At 74.7% G+C, this 14,889-nt stretch carries 14 protein-coding genes; 1 reads left to right on the plus strand and 13 read right to left on the minus strand.

Annotated features, from left to right (window positions below):
- Nucleotides 1-103 precede the first annotated feature (103 nt).
- The 12 genes from fbaA to QYM41_RS01620 form a co-directional block, all read right to left on the minus strand.
- Nucleotides 104-1,126, minus strand: coding sequence for a class II fructose-bisphosphate aldolase (fbaA, locus tag QYM41_RS01565; RefSeq protein ID WP_368797974.1), 1,023 nt, complete (start codon nt 1,124-1,126; stop codon nt 104-106).
- Nucleotides 1,127-1,214: 88 nt separating this feature from the next.
- A complete protein-coding gene (locus QYM41_RS01570) occupies nt 1,215-1,868 on the minus strand; it encodes a TrmH family RNA methyltransferase (protein WP_368797975.1) in 654 nt (217 codons plus the stop codon).
- The gene (gene pyrE, locus QYM41_RS01575; protein WP_368797976.1) at nt 1,861-2,442 is read right to left on the minus strand and encodes an orotate phosphoribosyltransferase; all 582 of its coding nucleotides are present in this window, start codon (nt 2,440-2,442) and stop codon (nt 1,861-1,863) included. Before pyrE ends, QYM41_RS01570 begins: the two co-directional genes overlap by 8 nt.
- Nucleotides 2,443-2,563: 121 nt before the next feature.
- Entirely contained in the window at nt 2,564-3,322 is a 759-nt protein-coding gene (locus tag QYM41_RS01580; RefSeq protein ID WP_368797977.1) for an SDR family NAD(P)-dependent oxidoreductase, read from the minus strand.
- 59 nt (nt 3,323-3,381) lie between these two features.
- On the minus strand, nt 3,382-4,590 hold the full coding sequence (locus QYM41_RS01585) for an acyl-CoA dehydrogenase family protein (RefSeq protein ID WP_368797978.1): 1,209 nt from the start codon (nt 4,588-4,590) through the stop codon (nt 3,382-3,384).
- 117 nt (nt 4,591-4,707) lie between these two features.
- Nucleotides 4,708-5,367 (minus strand): sulfate/molybdate ABC transporter ATP-binding protein, encoded by a 660-nt coding sequence (locus QYM41_RS01590; protein WP_368797979.1) that lies wholly within the window; start codon nt 5,365-5,367, stop codon nt 4,708-4,710.
- The gene (locus QYM41_RS01595; protein WP_368797980.1) at nt 5,364-6,167 is read right to left on the minus strand and encodes an ABC transporter permease; all 804 of its coding nucleotides are present in this window, start codon (nt 6,165-6,167) and stop codon (nt 5,364-5,366) included. Before QYM41_RS01595 ends, QYM41_RS01590 begins: the two co-directional genes overlap by 4 nt.
- Nucleotides 6,164-6,931 (minus strand): molybdate ABC transporter substrate-binding protein, encoded by a 768-nt coding sequence (modA, locus tag QYM41_RS01600; protein WP_368797981.1) that lies wholly within the window; start codon nt 6,929-6,931, stop codon nt 6,164-6,166. The genes QYM41_RS01595 and modA overlap by 4 nt, the downstream gene beginning before the upstream one ends.
- 5 nt (nt 6,932-6,936) lie before the next feature.
- A complete protein-coding gene (locus tag QYM41_RS01605) occupies nt 6,937-7,335 on the minus strand; it encodes a TOBE domain-containing protein (protein WP_368797982.1) in 399 nt (132 codons plus the stop codon).
- A 105-nt stretch (nt 7,336-7,440) separates the two neighbouring features.
- Nucleotides 7,441-9,246 (minus strand): DNA helicase RecQ, encoded by a 1,806-nt coding sequence (recQ, locus tag QYM41_RS01610; protein WP_368797983.1) that lies wholly within the window; start codon nt 9,244-9,246, stop codon nt 7,441-7,443.
- Nucleotides 9,243-11,597, minus strand: a complete 2,355-nt coding sequence (locus QYM41_RS01615) for a glycoside hydrolase family 65 protein (RefSeq protein WP_368797984.1) — start codon at nt 11,595-11,597, stop codon at nt 9,243-9,245. Before QYM41_RS01615 ends, recQ begins: the two co-directional genes overlap by 4 nt.
- 45 nt (nt 11,598-11,642) lie before the next feature.
- Nucleotides 11,643-12,470, minus strand: a complete 828-nt coding sequence (locus QYM41_RS01620) for an enoyl-CoA hydratase (RefSeq protein ID WP_368797985.1) — start codon at nt 12,468-12,470, stop codon at nt 11,643-11,645.
- Between the two features lie 211 nt (nt 12,471-12,681).
- Here QYM41_RS01620 and nadE point away from each other — a divergent pair, with 211 nt between their 5' ends.
- Nucleotides 12,682-13,506, plus strand: coding sequence for an NAD(+) synthase (gene nadE / locus QYM41_RS01625; protein WP_368797986.1), 825 nt, complete (start codon nt 12,682-12,684; stop codon nt 13,504-13,506).
- A 75-nt stretch (nt 13,507-13,581) separates the two neighbouring features.
- Here the strand turns inward: nadE and QYM41_RS01630 are convergent, their stop codons facing one another.
- Nucleotides 13,582-14,853 (minus strand): CAP domain-containing protein, encoded by a 1,272-nt coding sequence (locus QYM41_RS01630; protein ID WP_368797987.1) that lies wholly within the window; start codon nt 14,851-14,853, stop codon nt 13,582-13,584.
- Nucleotides 14,854-14,889 lie beyond the last annotated feature (36 nt).

The following is a 14,889-nucleotide window of genomic DNA, read 5'->3' on the forward strand; positions in this document are numbered from 1 at the left end:
GGGCGCGGGGAGGGACGCAGGAACGACGGCGGCGCCCCGCTCGGGCAGGACGCCGCCGTCGTGCGCCGCCGCCGCGGCGGGCGGTGGCGGAGGGGTGGAGCGACTACTTGACGGAGGTCCCGGCGGAGCCGAGGTTCTGGCAGGCCTCGACCACGCGGGCGGCCATGGACTCCTCGGCCAGGGCGCCCCACACGCGCGGGTCGTACTTCTTCTTGTTGCCGACCTCGCCGTCGATCTTCAGCACGCCGTCGTAGTTGGCGAACATGTGCCCGGCGACGGGACGGGTGAACGCGTACTGGGTGTCCGTGTCGACGTTCATCTTGACCACGCCGTAGGAGACGGAGTTCGCGATCTCCTCGGCCGTGGAGCCGGAACCGCCGTGGAAGACGAGGTCGAACGGACGGTCCTTGCCGACCTTCTCGCCCACGGCCTCCTGGATCTGCTGGAGCAGCTCGGGGCGCAGCTTGACCCCGCCCGGCTTGTACACGCCGTGCACGTTGCCGAAGGTCAGGGCGGTGAGGTAGCGGCCGTTCTCGCCGGTGCCCAGCGCCTCGACCGTGGCCAGACCGTCCTCGACGGTGGAGTAGAGCTTCTCGTTGATCGCGTTCTCGACACCGTCCTCCTCGCCGCCGACGGCGCCGATCTCGACCTCGAGGATGATCTTGGCCTTGTTCGTGCGGGCCAGCAGCTCCTGGGCGATCTTGAGGTTCTCGTCGAGCTCGATGGCGGAGCCGTCCCACATGTGGGACTGGAAGATCGGGTCCTCGCCGCGGGCCACGGCCTTCTCGGACTCCTCCAGCAGCGGCAGCACGAAGCCCTCGAGCTTGTCCTGCGGGCAGTGGTCGGTGTGCAGGGCGATGTTGACGTCGTAGTTCTTCGCGACCTCGCGGGCGAAGGCCGCCATCGCGAGCGAGCCGGTGACCATGTCCTTGACGGAGGCCCCGGACCAGTAGGCCGCCCCGCCGGTGGAGGCCTGGATGATGCCGTCCGAGCCGGCCTCGGCGAAGCCGCGGATGGCCGCGTTGAGGGTCTGGGACGAGGTGACGTTGATCGCGGGGTAGGCGAAGCCCTTCTCCTTGGCCCGGTCGATCATCTCGGCGTAGACATCAGGGGTTGCGATGGGCATGCTGGCTCCTTCGGTTCGGGTGTGGCCTGGCTCCCACTCTAGCCAACGGGCCGCGGTTGGACGACGGGTGGGCGCCGCGGGTCGCCCGTCAGGTGACGGACTGGCCGAACACGTGCCGCCGGATCCAGGCGTGCATCGCCACCGCGGCGGCGGCCGAGGCGTTGACGGAGCGGGTCGAGCCGAACTGGGCGATGGACAGCGTGGTCCCGGCGGCCGCGTGCATCGCGGGGCTCAGCCCCGGCCCCTCCTGCCCCAGGACCAGCACGCAGCGCTCGGGCAGGTCGTAGGTCTCCAGCTGCTGCGAGTCGGGGAAGTTGTCGATCCCGATCACCGGCAGGCCCTCGCCCTCGGCCCAGGCCGTGAACTCCTCGACGCTCGCGTGATGGCGCACGTGCTGGTACCGGTCGGTAACCATCGCTCCGCGGCGGTTCCAACGCCGCCGGCCGACGATGTGCACCTCCCGGGCGAGGAACGCGTTGGCGGTGCGCACCACGGAGCCGATGTTGAGGTCGTGCTGCCAGTTCTCGACGGCCACGTGGAATCCGTGCCGGCGGGTGTCCAGGTCGGCGACGATCGCGTCCAGGGTCCAGTACCGGTAGCCGTCCACGACGTTGCGCCGGTCCCCGTGCTCGAGCAGCTCCGGGTCCCACTGCTCGCCCTCGGGCCAGGGGCCCTCCCAGGGGCCGACGCCGACCTCCGGGTTGGTGGCGGGGGGCCCGGCCTCGCCGGCGGGGTCAGTCAAGCCCGAGCTCGTCCTTCGTGAAGGCGTAGAGGCACGGCACGTCCGCCGTCTCCTCGATGCGTTCCTTGGCGCCGGTGCGCCGGTCCACGATGATCGCCACGGCCACCACATTGGCGCCGGCCCGCTGCAGCGCCTCCACGGCGGTGAGCGCGGAGCCGCCGGTGGTGGAGGTGTCCTCCACCACCACGACGTCGCGGCCCTGCACCGGGGGGCCCTCGACCTGCCGGCCCATCCCGTAGCTCTTCTGCGCCTTGCGGACCACGAACGTGTCGACGGCCCGGCCCTGGTCGCCGGCCGTGCGCATGATGGAGTGGCCCACGGGGTCCGCGCCCATGGTCAGCCCGCCCACGGCGTCGCAGGAGATCCCGGCCTCGTCGAGCAGCGCCAGCATCACCTGGCCCACGTAGCGGGACGCCTCGTGGTGGAGGGTCACGCGGCGCAGGTCCACGTAGTAGTCGGCCTCGATGCCGCTGGCGAGCGTGACCCTGCCCCGCACCACGGCGAGGTCGATGATCAGCTGGCGGAGGCGGTCGCGGGCCGTCGCGAGGTCGACGGGCGAGAGGTCGGTGGTCATGACCCCAGTCTATGGCGCGCGCGGACCTGCCTCCGCCGCGAGGGGTCGCGTCCTGCCGGAAAGAACGCGCCTTTCCGGCAGGACGCGACCCGCCGGCCCGGAGCTGTCCCGAGGACGCCCCTCAGCGGGGGGCCATGCGCAGCGCCCCGTCCATCCGGACGGTGGCGCCGTTGAGGTAGTCGTTGTCGAGGAACGTGGCGACGAGCTGCGCGAATTCCCCGGGCCGTCCCAGCCGGCGCGGGAACGGCACGCCCGCGGCGAGCCCGGCCCGGAACTCGTCGCTCACCGCCGCGAGCATGGGGGTCTCGACCACCCCGGGGGCGATGGTGTTGACCCGGATGCCGCTGCTCGCGAGGTCCCGGGCCGCGGTGATGCCCAGGCTGTGCACCCCGCCCTTCGAGGCGGCGTAGGCGGCCTGTCCCACCTGGCCCTCGAAGGCGGCGACGGAGGCGGTGTTGACGACCAGCCCGCGCTGGCCGTCGTCGTCGACGGGGTCGGTGGCCGCGATCCGCTCCGCGGCCAGGGCCAGGACCGTGAACGTGCCGAGGAGGTTGACGCGCAGCACGGTCTCGAACAGGTCGAGGTCGTGCACGCCCCGGCGGCCCAGCACCCGGGCGGACGGTCCGATGCCGGCGCAGTTGACCACGGTGCGCAGGGGTCCGGCACCGGCCGCGACGGCCACGGCCTCGCGCACCTGCTCCCGGTCCGTGACGTCGGCGGCCACGTAGCGCACCCCGGGGACCTCGGGGGCCGCCCCGACCGCGGCCGGGAGGTCGACGGCCACGACGCGCACGCCGCGCCCGGCCAGCATCGCGGCGGTGGCGGCGCCGAGTCCCGAGGCGGCGCCGGTGACGAGGGCGGAGGTGTCGGTGACGTCCATGCGGGGTCCTTCCGGGGGGTGGGGAACGGGGGTGGGGAACGGGGAGGTGCCGGGCCGGCTCAGACGAACGCGGAGACGCCCGTGACGGCGCGGCCCACGATCAGGGCGTTGATCTCGTAGGTGCCCTCGTAGGTGTAGAGGATCTCGACGTCGTTGAACAGCTTGGCCATCTCGTGGTCGGTGACCACGCCGTTGCCGCCGAGCAGGTTCCGGCCCAGGGCGGCCGACTCCCGGGCGAGGGAGGTGGTGGTGGCCTTGGCGAGGGCGGCGTGGGGCATGTCGAACCCGCCGTCCTCCTGCAGCCGGGCGATCTGGGCCATGAGGCCCAGGCAGGCGGTGGTGTTGCCGAGGATCCGCGACAGCGGCTCCTGCACCAGCTGGAACCGCGCGAGCGGGCGGCCGAACTGCTGCCGGGCCAGGGCGTAGTCCCGGGCGACGTCGAAGATCGCGAGCTGGACCCCGGCGGCCTGCCAGCCGACCCAGGCGCGGGAGTTGCGCAGCATCTCGTTGGCGGCCGTGAAGCTCTGCGCCCCGGGCAGGGCCGCGGAGGCGGGGACCCGGACCTCGTCCAGGACGATGTCGGCGTTCTGCATGATCCGCAGGCCGATCTTGTGCTCGATCTTCGTGGCGGTCCACCCGGGCCGGCCGGTCTCCACGAGGAAGCCCTTGACCTGCCCGTCGGCGGTGTCCCGGGCCCAGACGATCGCGACGTCGGCGATCGTGCCGGCGCCGATCCAGCGCTTGGTCCCGGTGAGCACCCACTCGGCGCCGTCGCGGGTCGCGGTGGTGGCCAGGCCGCCGGCGATGTCGGAGCCGTGCTCGGGCTCGGTGAGCGCGAACGCGCCGAGGGCCCGGAAGCGGCGCAGCTCCGGCAGCCAGCGGGCCTTCTGCTCGGCCGAGCCCAGGGCGTCGATCAGGTCGACGATGAGCTCGTTGTGGATCCCCACGAGGGCGCTCAGCGACACGTCCGCCCGGGCCACCTCGGCGTAGGCGAGACCCCGGAACAGCCGGCTCGCCCCGGAGAGCTCGAGCTCTCCGAGCCCGTGGGCGGCGAGGGCGGGCAGCAGGTGGGACGGGAACTCCTCGCGGTTCCAGTAGGGCGTGACCACGGGACGGACCTGCTCCTGCAGGAACGCGTGCAGCTCGGCCAGCCGCGCCCGCTCGGGCGGGGCCAGGAGGGCGGTGAAGCAGAACAGGTCGGCGTCCGGGAAGGGGATGCCGGGATGGTGCTCCACGGACGGGGATTCCCCGCGCAGGACCGGGTTCATGGGATGTCCTCTCGTCGGTCCGGGCGGAGGGGTGGCCCGCCGGGACCGGGTCGAACCGTACGGTGGTGGGCCCATCCTACTGTGACGCGCCTCACCCGCCCCGCAGGACGACCCCGCTCACCCGGGGGCCGTGACCCGCCCGCGCTCGAGCACCACGACCCGGTCCGCCAGCGCGGCGGCGTCCCCGGGGTCGTGACTGACCACCAGGGCCGTCCGGTCGGCCAGCACCCGCACCAGCAGCTCGTGGACGAGGGGCCGGGCGGCGGCGTCCAGGGCGGAGAACGGCTCGTCCAGCAGCAGCAGCCGCGGCTCGGCCGCCAGGGCCCGGGCGATCGCCACGCGCTGCGCCTGGCCGCCGGAGAGCTGGGCGGGCCGGCGGTCGGCGAACTGCCCGGCCCCCACCTCGGCGAGCCAGTCCCGGGCGAGGGCCCGCGAGCGGGTCCGGCCGGCCCCGCGGCTGCGGGGGCCGAAGGCCACGTTCTCGAGCACGGACAGGTGCGGGAACAGCAGCGGCTCCTGCGCCATGAGCGCGATGCCGCGCTCGTGCGGGGGCACCCAGCTCCCGCACCCGGCGTCGTCGAGGTCGAAGAGCACGGACCCGTCCAGGGTGCACCGGCCCCGGTCCGGGACGAGCAGGCCGGCGAGGACCGCGAACAGGGTGGACTTCCCGGCCCCGTTGGGCCCGGTCACCGCCACGGTGGCCCCCGCCGGGACGGTCAGGGCGAGGTCCACGTCCCGGGCGGCCAGCCGGGCGGTCACGGACAGCCCGGCCGTCATCGCCGGGCCGCCCGGCGCACGGGGGCGGAGAACCCCACGACGAGCACCGCCACGACCACGAGCACGAGCGAGAGGGCGACGGCGGCGTCCGGGTCCGTCTCGCGCAGCAGGTAGATCTCCAGGGGCAGGGTCCGGGTGGTCCCCTGCAGGCTGCCCGCGAAGGTCAGGGTGGCCCCGAACTCTCCCAGGCAGCGGGCGAAGGAGAGCACCGCCCCGGAGGCCAGGCCGGGCAGGACCAGGGGCAGGGTGACCCGCCGCAGCACGGTGGTGGGCCGGGCGCCGAGCGTGGCGGCGACCTCCTCGTAGCCGGCCGCCGCGCTGCGCAGCGCCCCCTCGAGACTGACCACCAGGAACGGCAGGGCCACGAACGTCTGGGCGAGCACCACGGCCACGGTGGTGAACGCGATGCTGATCCCGGCGAGCTCGAGGTGGCGCCCCACGAGCCCCTGCCGCCCGAAGGTGTGGAGCAGCGCGATCCCGCCGACCACGGGCGGCAGCACGAGCGGGAGCAGCACCAGGGAGCGCAGCAGGCGCGCCCCGGGCAGCCGGGCGCGGGCCAGCACCAGCGCCAGCGGTGCGCCCAGCAGCACGCACAGCGCCGTGGAGACGCTCGCGGTGCGCAGGCTCAGCCCCAGGGCGGCGCGGGAGGACTCCGAGGTGACGAGGTCCAGGAAGCCGCCCCACTGCACCCGGGCGAGCATGCCGAGGACCGGCAGGACCACCACCAGGGCCCCCAGGGCCGCCGGGATCCACACCCAGCCGGGGACGGTGCCGAAGCCGCGGGGGCGACGCCGGATCACGGCGCCCCGAACCCCGCCGCGGCCAGCGCCTCCCGGCCGCGCTCGCCGGTCACGAGCTCGAGGAACTGCCGGGCCGCGGCCGGCTCCGCGGCGTCCGCCAGCACGGCGGCGGGATAGCGGTTGACGGCCCGTGCGGCCTCCGGGACCTCGAGGACCTCGACCGCGTCCCCGGCCGAGCGCGCGTCCGTGGCGTAGACCAGGCCGGCGTCCGCCTGCCCGGAGACGACCTTGCCCAGCACGTCGGTCACGGAGCCCTCCTCGCTCACCGGGCTCAGCCGCACGCCGGAGGCCTCTTCGACCCGCTCGGTGGCGGCCCCGCACGGCACCCGCGGGGCGCACACCACGACCTGCACGCCGGGCTCCGCCATGCCCCGGAAGGAGCCGATGCCGGCCGGGTCCCCGGCGGGCACGACCGCGGTCAGGACGTTGGTCGCGAAGACCTCGGGGGCGCCCTCGACCAGGCCGGCATCCACGGCCCCCGCCATGCTCCGCTCGTCCGCGGTGGCCAGAACGTCGGCGGGCGCCCCCGCCGTGAGCTGCTGGACCAGGGCGGAGGAGCCGGCGAAGTTCAGGCTCACCTCGACCTCCGGGTGCTCGGCCTCGAACTGCTCGGCGAGCACAGTGAAGGTGTCCGTGAGGGAGGCGGCGGCGTGGACGGTCAGCACGGTGCCGGCACCGTCGGCCGGGGCAGCGGCCCCGCAGCCGGCGGCGCCGAGCCCGAGGACGCCCAGGAGGACGGTGGCGGGGAGCCGGGACGGCGCCACGGCCGTCAGGCCCCGGGGGTCTCGACGACCACGGCGGTCGACTTGACCACGGCCGTGGCCACGCGGCCGGGCTCCAGGCCCAGCTCCCGGACGGCCTCGGTGCTCATGAGGGAGACCACGCGGTGCGGGCCGCACTGCAGCTCGACCTGGGACATCACCGTGTCCGAGACGACCTCCGTGACCAGTCCCACGAACCGGTTGCGCGCCGAGCTGGCGAGACGGGCGGGGTCCTCGGGGCGCACGGCGCGGTCCTTGAGCAGGCGGGCGAGCTCCAGCCCGTCCACCACGCTGTGGCCGGTGGCGCTGCGGGTGCTGCGCAGCGTGCCCTGGTCGATCCAGCGGCGGACGGTGTCGTCGCTGACGGCGAGGAAGCGCGCGGCGTCGGCGATCCTGATCTCGGTCATGACCCCACCCTATCCGCACCTGCGGGCGGAGAGGTGGATCCGGCACTCAGGTGCGGACGCGGAGCGGCCGCCGGGGCGCACCCGCCGGGGCGCAGCTGCCGGGTCTCAGGCGCCGGCGACGACCTCGCAGACGGCCCGGCCGTAGCGCTCGAGCTTGGCGTCGCCGACCCCGGAGATCCCGCGCAGCTCGTCCGGCGAGCCCGGCCGGGCCTGCGCGATCGCCGAGAGGGTGGCGTCGTTGAAGACGACGTACGCGGGCACGCCCTGCTCCTTCGCCACCGCGGCGCGCCAGGCCCGCAGCTGCTGGAAGAGCTCCTGCTGGGGCTGGTCGAGCACCGGCGGCGCGGCGGCCGTCCTCGGCCGGCGAGGGGCCTTGACGCGCTCGGGCTCGCGGCGCAGCCGCACCTCCCGCTGCCCGCGCAGCACCTCCCCTGCGGCCTCGGTGAGGGCCAGGACGCCGTACTCGCCCTGCACCTGGAGCAGGCCCTGGGCGAGCAGCTGGCGCACCACGCCCCGCCACTCCTGGTCCCCGAGCTCGGTGCCGATGCCGAACGTGGTGAGCTCGGTGTGGCGCATCCGCACCACCCGTTCGGTCTGCCGGCCGAGGAGGATGTCCACCAGGTGGCCGGCGCCGAACTGCTGGCCCCGCTCCCGCTGCAGCCGCACGATCGTGGACATGAGCTTCTGCGCCGGGACCGTGCCGTCGAAGGCCTCGGGCGGGTTCAGACAGGTGTCGCAGTTGCCGCACGCCCCGCTCTCCTCGCCGAAGTAGCGCAGCAGCTGCCGGCGGCGGCACTGCACCGTCTCGCACAGCGCGAGCATCGCGTCCAGGTGGAGCGTCTGGGCGCGCTTGCGCTGCCGGTCCCCCTCCCCGTCCTCGATCATCCGCCGCTGCTGGACGACGTCCTGCAGCCCGTAGGCCAGCCACGCCGTGGACGGCAGCCCGTCGCGCCCGGCGCGGCCGGTCTCCTGGTAGTAGCCCTCGATGCTCTTGGGCAGGTCGAGGTGGGCCACGAAGCGCACGTCGGGCTTGTCGATGCCCATGCCGAAGGCGATGGTCGCGACCATGACGACGCCCTCCTCCCGCAGGAACCGGGTCTGGTGCTCCCGGCGCAGCTCGGCGGGCAGCCCGGCGTGGTACGGCAGCGCGGTCACGCCCTGCCCCGCCAGCCACTCGGCGGTGCGCTCGACCGAGGCGCGGGACAGGCAGTAGACGATGCCGGCCTCGCCGTCGTGCTCCGTGCGGACGAGCTGCAGCAGCTGCCGGCGGGCGTCCTGCTTGGGTCCCACCCGGTACTGGATGTTGGGCCGGTCGAAGCTCGAGACGAAGACGCGGGCGTCGCCCAGATCGAGGTTGCGGACGATCTCCGCGCGCGTCTCCTCGGTCGCGGTGGCGGTGAGGGCGATGCGCGGGACGCCGGGCCAGCGCTCGTGCAGGATCGTCAGCCCGAGGTAGTCGGGGCGGAAGTCGTGGCCCCACTGGGCCACGCAGTGCGCCTCGTCGACGGCGAAGAGCGCGATGCGGGCGCGGTCGAGCAGCTCCGCCGCGGCCGGCAGGCGCTCGGGGGCCAGGTAGAGCAGGTCGAGCTCCCCGGCCAGGAGCCGGCGCTCGACGTCGCGGCGCTGCTCGGGGCTCTGGGTGGAGTTGAGGTACGCGGCGCGGACGCCGAGCAGCTCGAGGGCGTCGACCTGGTCGTGCATGAGCGCGATGAGCGGGCTGACCACGACCCCGGTGCCCTCCCGGACGAGCGCGGGGACCTGGTAGCACAGGCTCTTGCCGCCGCCGGTGGGCATGAGCACGAGGGCGTCGTCGCCGCGCACGACCGCCTCGATGATCTCGGCCTGCTGACCGCGGAAGGCGTCGTAGCCCCAGACCCGGGTGAGCACCTCGAGTGCCGCGGACGGGCTCACGGCGTGCGGGGGGCCCGCGGGGCGCGGCCCGGTGGCTGGCGCGGGGCGGGGGTGGGCGGGCTGGGCACGTGCAGCGGGGCGTGGACGGGGCGGTCGGCCGTGAGGGTCCGGGGCTCGCCGTCGACCCGCAGCACCACCTCGCCGGGGCCCTCGTCGAGCAGCCGTACGACCGTGCCCGTCCGGGTGATCTGCACGCCGATCCGGTGGCCCCGCCAGCGCAGGCGGAAGCCGATCCGGTGCAGCCGCTCGGGCAGCCGGGGGGCCAGGCGCAGCTCGCCGCCGTCCGGGTCCAGGCCGCCGAAGCCGCAGACCACGGCCAGCCAGGACCCGGCGGCGGAGGCGAGGTGCAGGCCCTGCTCCGCGTCCTGCTGGATGTCGCGCAGGTCCACGAGGGCGGACTCGCGCAGGTGGTCGAGGGCGAGCTCCAGGTGGCCGACACGGGCGCAGACCACGGCCTGGGCGCAGGCCGAGAGAGAGGAGTCGCGCACGGTGCGCTGCTCGTAGTAGTCCAGGTCCCGGGCGGTCTGCTCCGGGGTGAACGCCTCGGCGCACCACCACAGGGCGAGGACCAGGTCGGCCTGCTTGACGACCTGGCGGCGGTAGATCTTCGCGTAGTGGAAGTGCTCCTCCACGGGGTAGCCGTCCCGCTTGGCCTCGAAGTCCCACTCGCGGTAGGTCGTGAACCCCGCGTTGGAGGGGTGCACGCCGAGCACGGCGTCGTAGGGGACGTGCAGGGCGTCGGCCAGGGCCCGCCAGCGCTGGAGCTCGTCGGCCGTCACGCGCAGCCGTCCCACGTGCTCGGGGTGGGCCTCGCACGCGTCGGCGGCCGCCCGCAGGTTGCGCCGGGCCATGAGGTTGGTGAACACGTTGTCGTCGACCACGCCGGTGTACTCGTCCGGTCCGGTCATCCCGAGCAGGTGCGCGCCGCCCTCGTGGTCCTCGTGCACCATCGCCGCCCACACGCGCGCGGTCTCCACCAGGACGTCGACCCCGCCGACGGCGGTGAGGTCCTCGCCGGTCGTGTCGGCCCACCAGCTGAACGCGCGGGCGATGTCGGCGTTGACGTGCATGGCCGCGGTGCTGGCCGGCCAGTACGCCGAGGTCTCGTGCCCGTCGATGGTGCGCCACGGGAAGGAGGCCCCGCCCAGGTCGAGGACCTCGGCCCGCTCCCGGGCCCGGTCCAGGGTGGAGGAGCGCCAGCGCAGCAGCCGGGCCGCGTCGAGCGGGCGCAGCAGGGCCAGCGCGGGGAGCACGAAGCCCTCGACGTCCCAGAAGGTGTGCCCGCTGTAGCCGCCACCGGTGAGCCCCTTCGCCCCGACGGGAGCGCCGTTGACGCACGCGGAGGCCTGCAGGAGCTGGAAGAGGTCGAAGCGGACCGCCAGCTGCAGCTCCGGGTCGCTGTCGATCTCCACGTCGGCGCCGGCCCAGAACTCGTCCAGCTCGGCGCGCTGCGCGGCGAGCAGGCCGTCCCAGCCCCGGTGCCGGGCACCGTCCAGGCCGGCGAGCGCCCGCTCCTTCAGGTCCACGGACGGATCGTCCGTGGACATGACGTGGCAGAGGTACTTGACGAACCCGACGCGCTCCCCGGGCCGGAGGTCCGTGACGAGGGTCGTGACGACCTGGTCGTCGTCGCCCTGGGTGCTGACCGCGCCGCCGTCCGGCAGCTCCACGGCGTGGTCCACGGCGGCGGCCACCCCGATCCGGCTCCCGCTGGTCCGGTGCACCAGGACCCCGCCGGTCTCGTGGCACGCGCTGAGCCTGGCCCGGAAGGGCCGCTCCAGGACCTCGGCCACCCGCGGGTCCGAGTTGTGGACCTTGGGCGGGGTGCCGTTGACCACCAGGTCCGAGCGCACCACGACCTGGACCGTGCGGTCCACGGCCTCGACCTCGTAGCGGACGGCCGAGACCGAGCGCTGGGTGAGCGAGACCAGGCGCGTGGAGACCAGGCGCATCCGGGCGCCGCGGGGCGTGGTCCACTCCGTCTCGCGGCGCAGCGTGCCCTCGCGCAGGTCCAGCACGCGCTCGTGCTCCTCCGGGGGCGTCTCCCGGACGTCGAGCGGCACCCCGTCGACCAGCAGGCGCACGGTGCTGCCGTCGGCCACGCCGATGACGGCCTGACCGTGCTCGGGGTGGCCGTAGCCGCCCTCGGGGTAGGACAGCGGGTGGTACTCGTAGACCCCCGCCATGAAGGTGCCGCGGGAGGCGCTGGGCTGGGCCTCGTCCAGGGTGCCCCGGACGCCCACGTACCCGTTGGACAGGGCGAAGACGGACTCCACGGCGCCGTGCGCCGCCGGGTCGAGGGCGGACTCGCGGACCTGCCAGGCGGCGGCTTCGTTCGACGATCGGGGCATGGCACCACGTTAGCCCCCGCGGCCGGGGTCGCGCCGCCGCGTGGCTCAGCGGTGCGTGAAGCGCGGCTCCCGCTTCTCCGTGAACGCGGCCATGCCCTCCTTCTGGTCCTCGGTGGCGAACAGGGCGTGGAAGAGCCGGCGCTCGAGGTGCACGCCCTGCGCGAGGGTGGTCTCGAACGCCGTGTCCACGGCCTCCTTGGCCGCGAGGACCGAGGGCAGGGACTTCGCCGCGATGGTCCCGGCCACGTCCAGGGCCGCCGGGAGCAGGTCCGCGGCGGGCACCACGCGGGAGACGAGGCCCGCCCGCTCGGCCTCGGCGGCGTCGATGTGCCGGCCCGTGAGGACCATGTCCATGGCCTTGGCCTTGCCCACCGCGCGGGCCAGGCGCTGGGAGCCGCCCATCCCGGGGATCACCCCGAGGTTGATCTCGGGCTGGCCGAAGCGGGCCGTGTCCGCCGCGATCAGCAGGTCGCACATCATCGCCAGTTCGCACCCCCCGCCCAGGGCGTACCCGGAGACCGCGGCGACGACGGGCGTGCGCACCCGGGTGAAGGCGTCCCAGCCCGCGAACCAGTCCGCGAGGTACATCTCCGCGGCGCTGCGCCCCGCCATCTCCTTGATGTCGGCGCCCGCGGCGAAGGCCTTCTCCGAGCCGGTGAGCACGATGGCCCCGATCCCGGGGTCGGCGTCCAGGGCGGTGGCCGCGGCGACGACCTCCCGCAGGGTCGCGGCGTCGAGGGCGTTGAGCGCCTTCGGCCGGTTCAGGGTGATGACCCCGACCCGCCCGCGGGTCTCGACCAGGATGTTCTCCGGGCTGTCGGCGGTGCTGGTGGCCGGGTCGTTCCGGTCGTCGGTGCCGTGCGGCTCGCTCATGCTGCGCTCCTGGTTCGCTCGGTCGGTGGGGTCCTCGGGGCTCCCGCGCCGCGGGCGCGGTGCGGGGCATGGCCCGCATCCTACGCACCCCGCGCCCGGGGCCGCCCCGGGTCGCGGGCCCCGGGAGGGGCCCCGCCGGCCCCCGTCCCCGCGGGCGCGCTCCGCACCGGCCCTTGCCCTCCCGGGCGTGCCCCGCACTAGCATGGGGCGCATGCGGACACTGCAGGCAGCCATCATCGACGAAATGGGCGTGAAGCCCGAGATCGACCCGCAGCAGGAGATCGAGGCGCGCGTGCAGTTCCTGTGCGACTACCTCCGGGCGAGCCGCACCCGGGGCTTCGTGCTCGGGATCAGCGGCGGACTCGACTCCACGCTCGCCGGCCGGCTGGCCCAGCTGGCCGCCGAGAAGCTGCGCGCCGAGGGCGAGGACGCGCAGTTCGTGGGCGTCCGGCTGCCCCACCGCGTCCAGCACGACGAGGAGGACGCCCAGGCGGCCCTGCGCTTCGTCGCCGCGGACCGCACCATCACCTACGACATCGCCCCGGCGGTGGACGGGTTCGAGCACGGCTTCGAGGGCGCCACGGACCGGGAGATCTCCGACTTCAACAAGGGCAACATCAAGGCCCGGATGCGGATGATCGCCCAGTACGCGATCGCCGGGGAGCACAACTACCTGGTGATCGGCACCGACCACGGCGCCGAGTCCGTGACCGGGTTCTTCACCAAGTACGGCGACGGCGGGGCGGACGTGCTGCCGCTCTTCGGCCTGGACAAGCGGCAGAACCGGCTCCTCGCGAAGACCCTCGGCGCCGAGGAGCGGCTGTGGGCCAAGGCCCCCACCGCCGACCTGCTCGACGACGCCCCCGGCCAGACCGACGAGGCGGAGCTGGGGCTGTCCTACGACGACATCGACGACTACCTGGAGGGCCGCGAGGTGGCCGACGCCGTGGCGGAGAAGATCGAGCACCGCTGGCGCCTCACCCGGCACAAGCGCACGACCCCCGCGACGATCCTCGACGACTGGTGGCGGGACTGACGCCCGCCGCACCGGCGCCGTGACGGAGCCGCGCACCCGGGCCGGGGTGCGCGGCTCCGTCGTCGCCGGGCCCGCTCAGCGGGTGGCCCAGGTCCGCCCGGACGCGTAGTGGACGGTCCAGCCCTTCGAGAAGCGCTGCCGCACCTCGGCCCCGTAGCGGTACTCGTCGGTGACCGGGAAGCCGTAGCCGCGCTCCCGCCCGGCCGCCGTCCAGGCCCGGCCGATCGCCCCGTAGAGCTTGATCGCGCGGGAGCCCGTGCCGGGGCTCCACATCACCTGGGTGGAGCGCCCGTCGCGGCGGAAGACCTGGTACGCGCCGCCGGTGACGGGGCGCTCGTCCGTGGCCGGCAGGCCGAAGTTGTGCTCCCGCCCCGCCGCGACCCAGCGGGCGCCGATGGAGCCGTAGTTCTTCACGGCCATCGCCCCGTAGCCGGGGGCCCAGTAGAGGGTGGTGGTGCGGGTGCCCTTCCGGAACTGCTGGTAGACGCCGCCGTGCACGAGGCCGCCGCGCTCGTTCATGGTCGGCTCCCCGAGCACGGAGGCCCCGCCCAGCCGGTGGTACTTGGTGCCGATGGCTCCCCGGACCGCGTAGGAGGGCGTGGTGACCGGCGGGACGAAGCCCTGGGCCGGGGTCGCGTACGTGCCCGGCACCGCCTGCCCGGCGGGGTAGGCGTAGTAGTAGATCGTCAGGTAGGTCTCCCACCCGGGCCCGTCCGAGCCCGTCGTGGCGACGTGGCTGACCCCGATGCCGAGATGGGTCAGGTCCCGGGCGAACTGGTCGGTCCCGTTGCGGGGGAAGAAGTCCAGCAGGTAGTGGCTCAGGGCCTCGACCGCGCCGGTGCCGTCGAAGGCCCCGGTGAACACGCCCTTGCCGTAGTACTGGTCCATCCGGGTCCCGCCCGCGGGGACACCGGCCCAGGGGTCCGGGTTGCGGGACTCCAGGCGGGCCCCGGCCATGGCCTGGGCCCACTGCTGGGCGTTGCGGGAGACGGCCGTGTTGTAGACCAGCGGGGCCCGGCCGGCCTGGCGGCGGTGGTCGTTGACGATCTCGAAGGCCTCGGTGATGTGCTCCACCGTAGTGGGGTGGGCCCCGGCCGAGGCGGCCCCGGCCAGCTCGCCCGGGCTGCCGTCGGCCGGGCTGCCGGTGGCCGGCGTCCCCGGCCCGGGGGCCGGGGCGGGCGCCGCGCCGGGGGCCGAGGCCCCGTGGAGGCTCACCGCGGGGGCCCCGGCGGAGGCGTGCCCGGGCGGGTCGTCCGCGGGGGCGGGTGCGGCGAGAGCCGCCGGCTGGGCGCCGATGAGGAGCGCGAGGGCGGTGGACACGACGAGCGCGGTCCGTGCGAGGTTCATGGGGGGGTCACTCCCTGCTGGGGACGGCACCGCCGG

This window comes from Kocuria oxytropis (assembly GCF_040981195.1).
In the GTDB taxonomy this organism is placed as follows: domain Bacteria; phylum Actinomycetota; class Actinomycetes; order Actinomycetales; family Micrococcaceae; genus Kocuria; species Kocuria oxytropis.

Bases quoted from the DNA above. Each gene is read 5' to 3' on its own strand.
- fbaA (WP_368797974.1), bottom strand. From the start codon at position 1,126: ATGCCCATCGCAACCCCTGATGTCTACGCCGAGATGATCGACCGGGCC.
- QYM41_RS01590 (WP_368797979.1), bottom strand. From the start codon at position 5,367: ATGACGGCCGGGCTGTCCGTGACCGCCCGGCTGGCCGCCCGGGACGTG.
- nadE (WP_368797986.1), top strand. From the start codon at position 12,682: ATGCGGACACTGCAGGCAGCCATCATCGACGAAATGGGCGTGAAGCCC.
- QYM41_RS01620 (WP_368797985.1), bottom strand. From the start codon at position 12,470: ATGAGCGAGCCGCACGGCACCGACGACCGGAACGACCCGGCCACCAGC.
- QYM41_RS01585 (WP_368797978.1), bottom strand. From the start codon at position 4,590: ATGAACCCGGTCCTGCGCGGGGAATCCCCGTCCGTGGAGCACCATCCC.
- QYM41_RS01615 (WP_368797984.1), bottom strand. From the start codon at position 11,597: ATGCCCCGATCGTCGAACGAAGCCGCCGCCTGGCAGGTCCGCGAGTCC.
- QYM41_RS01630 (WP_368797987.1), bottom strand. From the start codon at position 14,853: ATGAACCTCGCACGGACCGCGCTCGTCGTGTCCACCGCCCTCGCGCTC.
- pyrE (WP_368797976.1), bottom strand. From the start codon at position 2,442: ATGACCACCGACCTCTCGCCCGTCGACCTCGCGACGGCCCGCGACCGC.
- QYM41_RS01605 (WP_368797982.1), bottom strand. From the start codon at position 7,335: ATGACCGAGATCAGGATCGCCGACGCCGCGCGCTTCCTCGCCGTCAGC.
- QYM41_RS01580 (WP_368797977.1), bottom strand. From the start codon at position 3,322: ATGGACGTCACCGACACCTCCGCCCTCGTCACCGGCGCCGCCTCGGGA.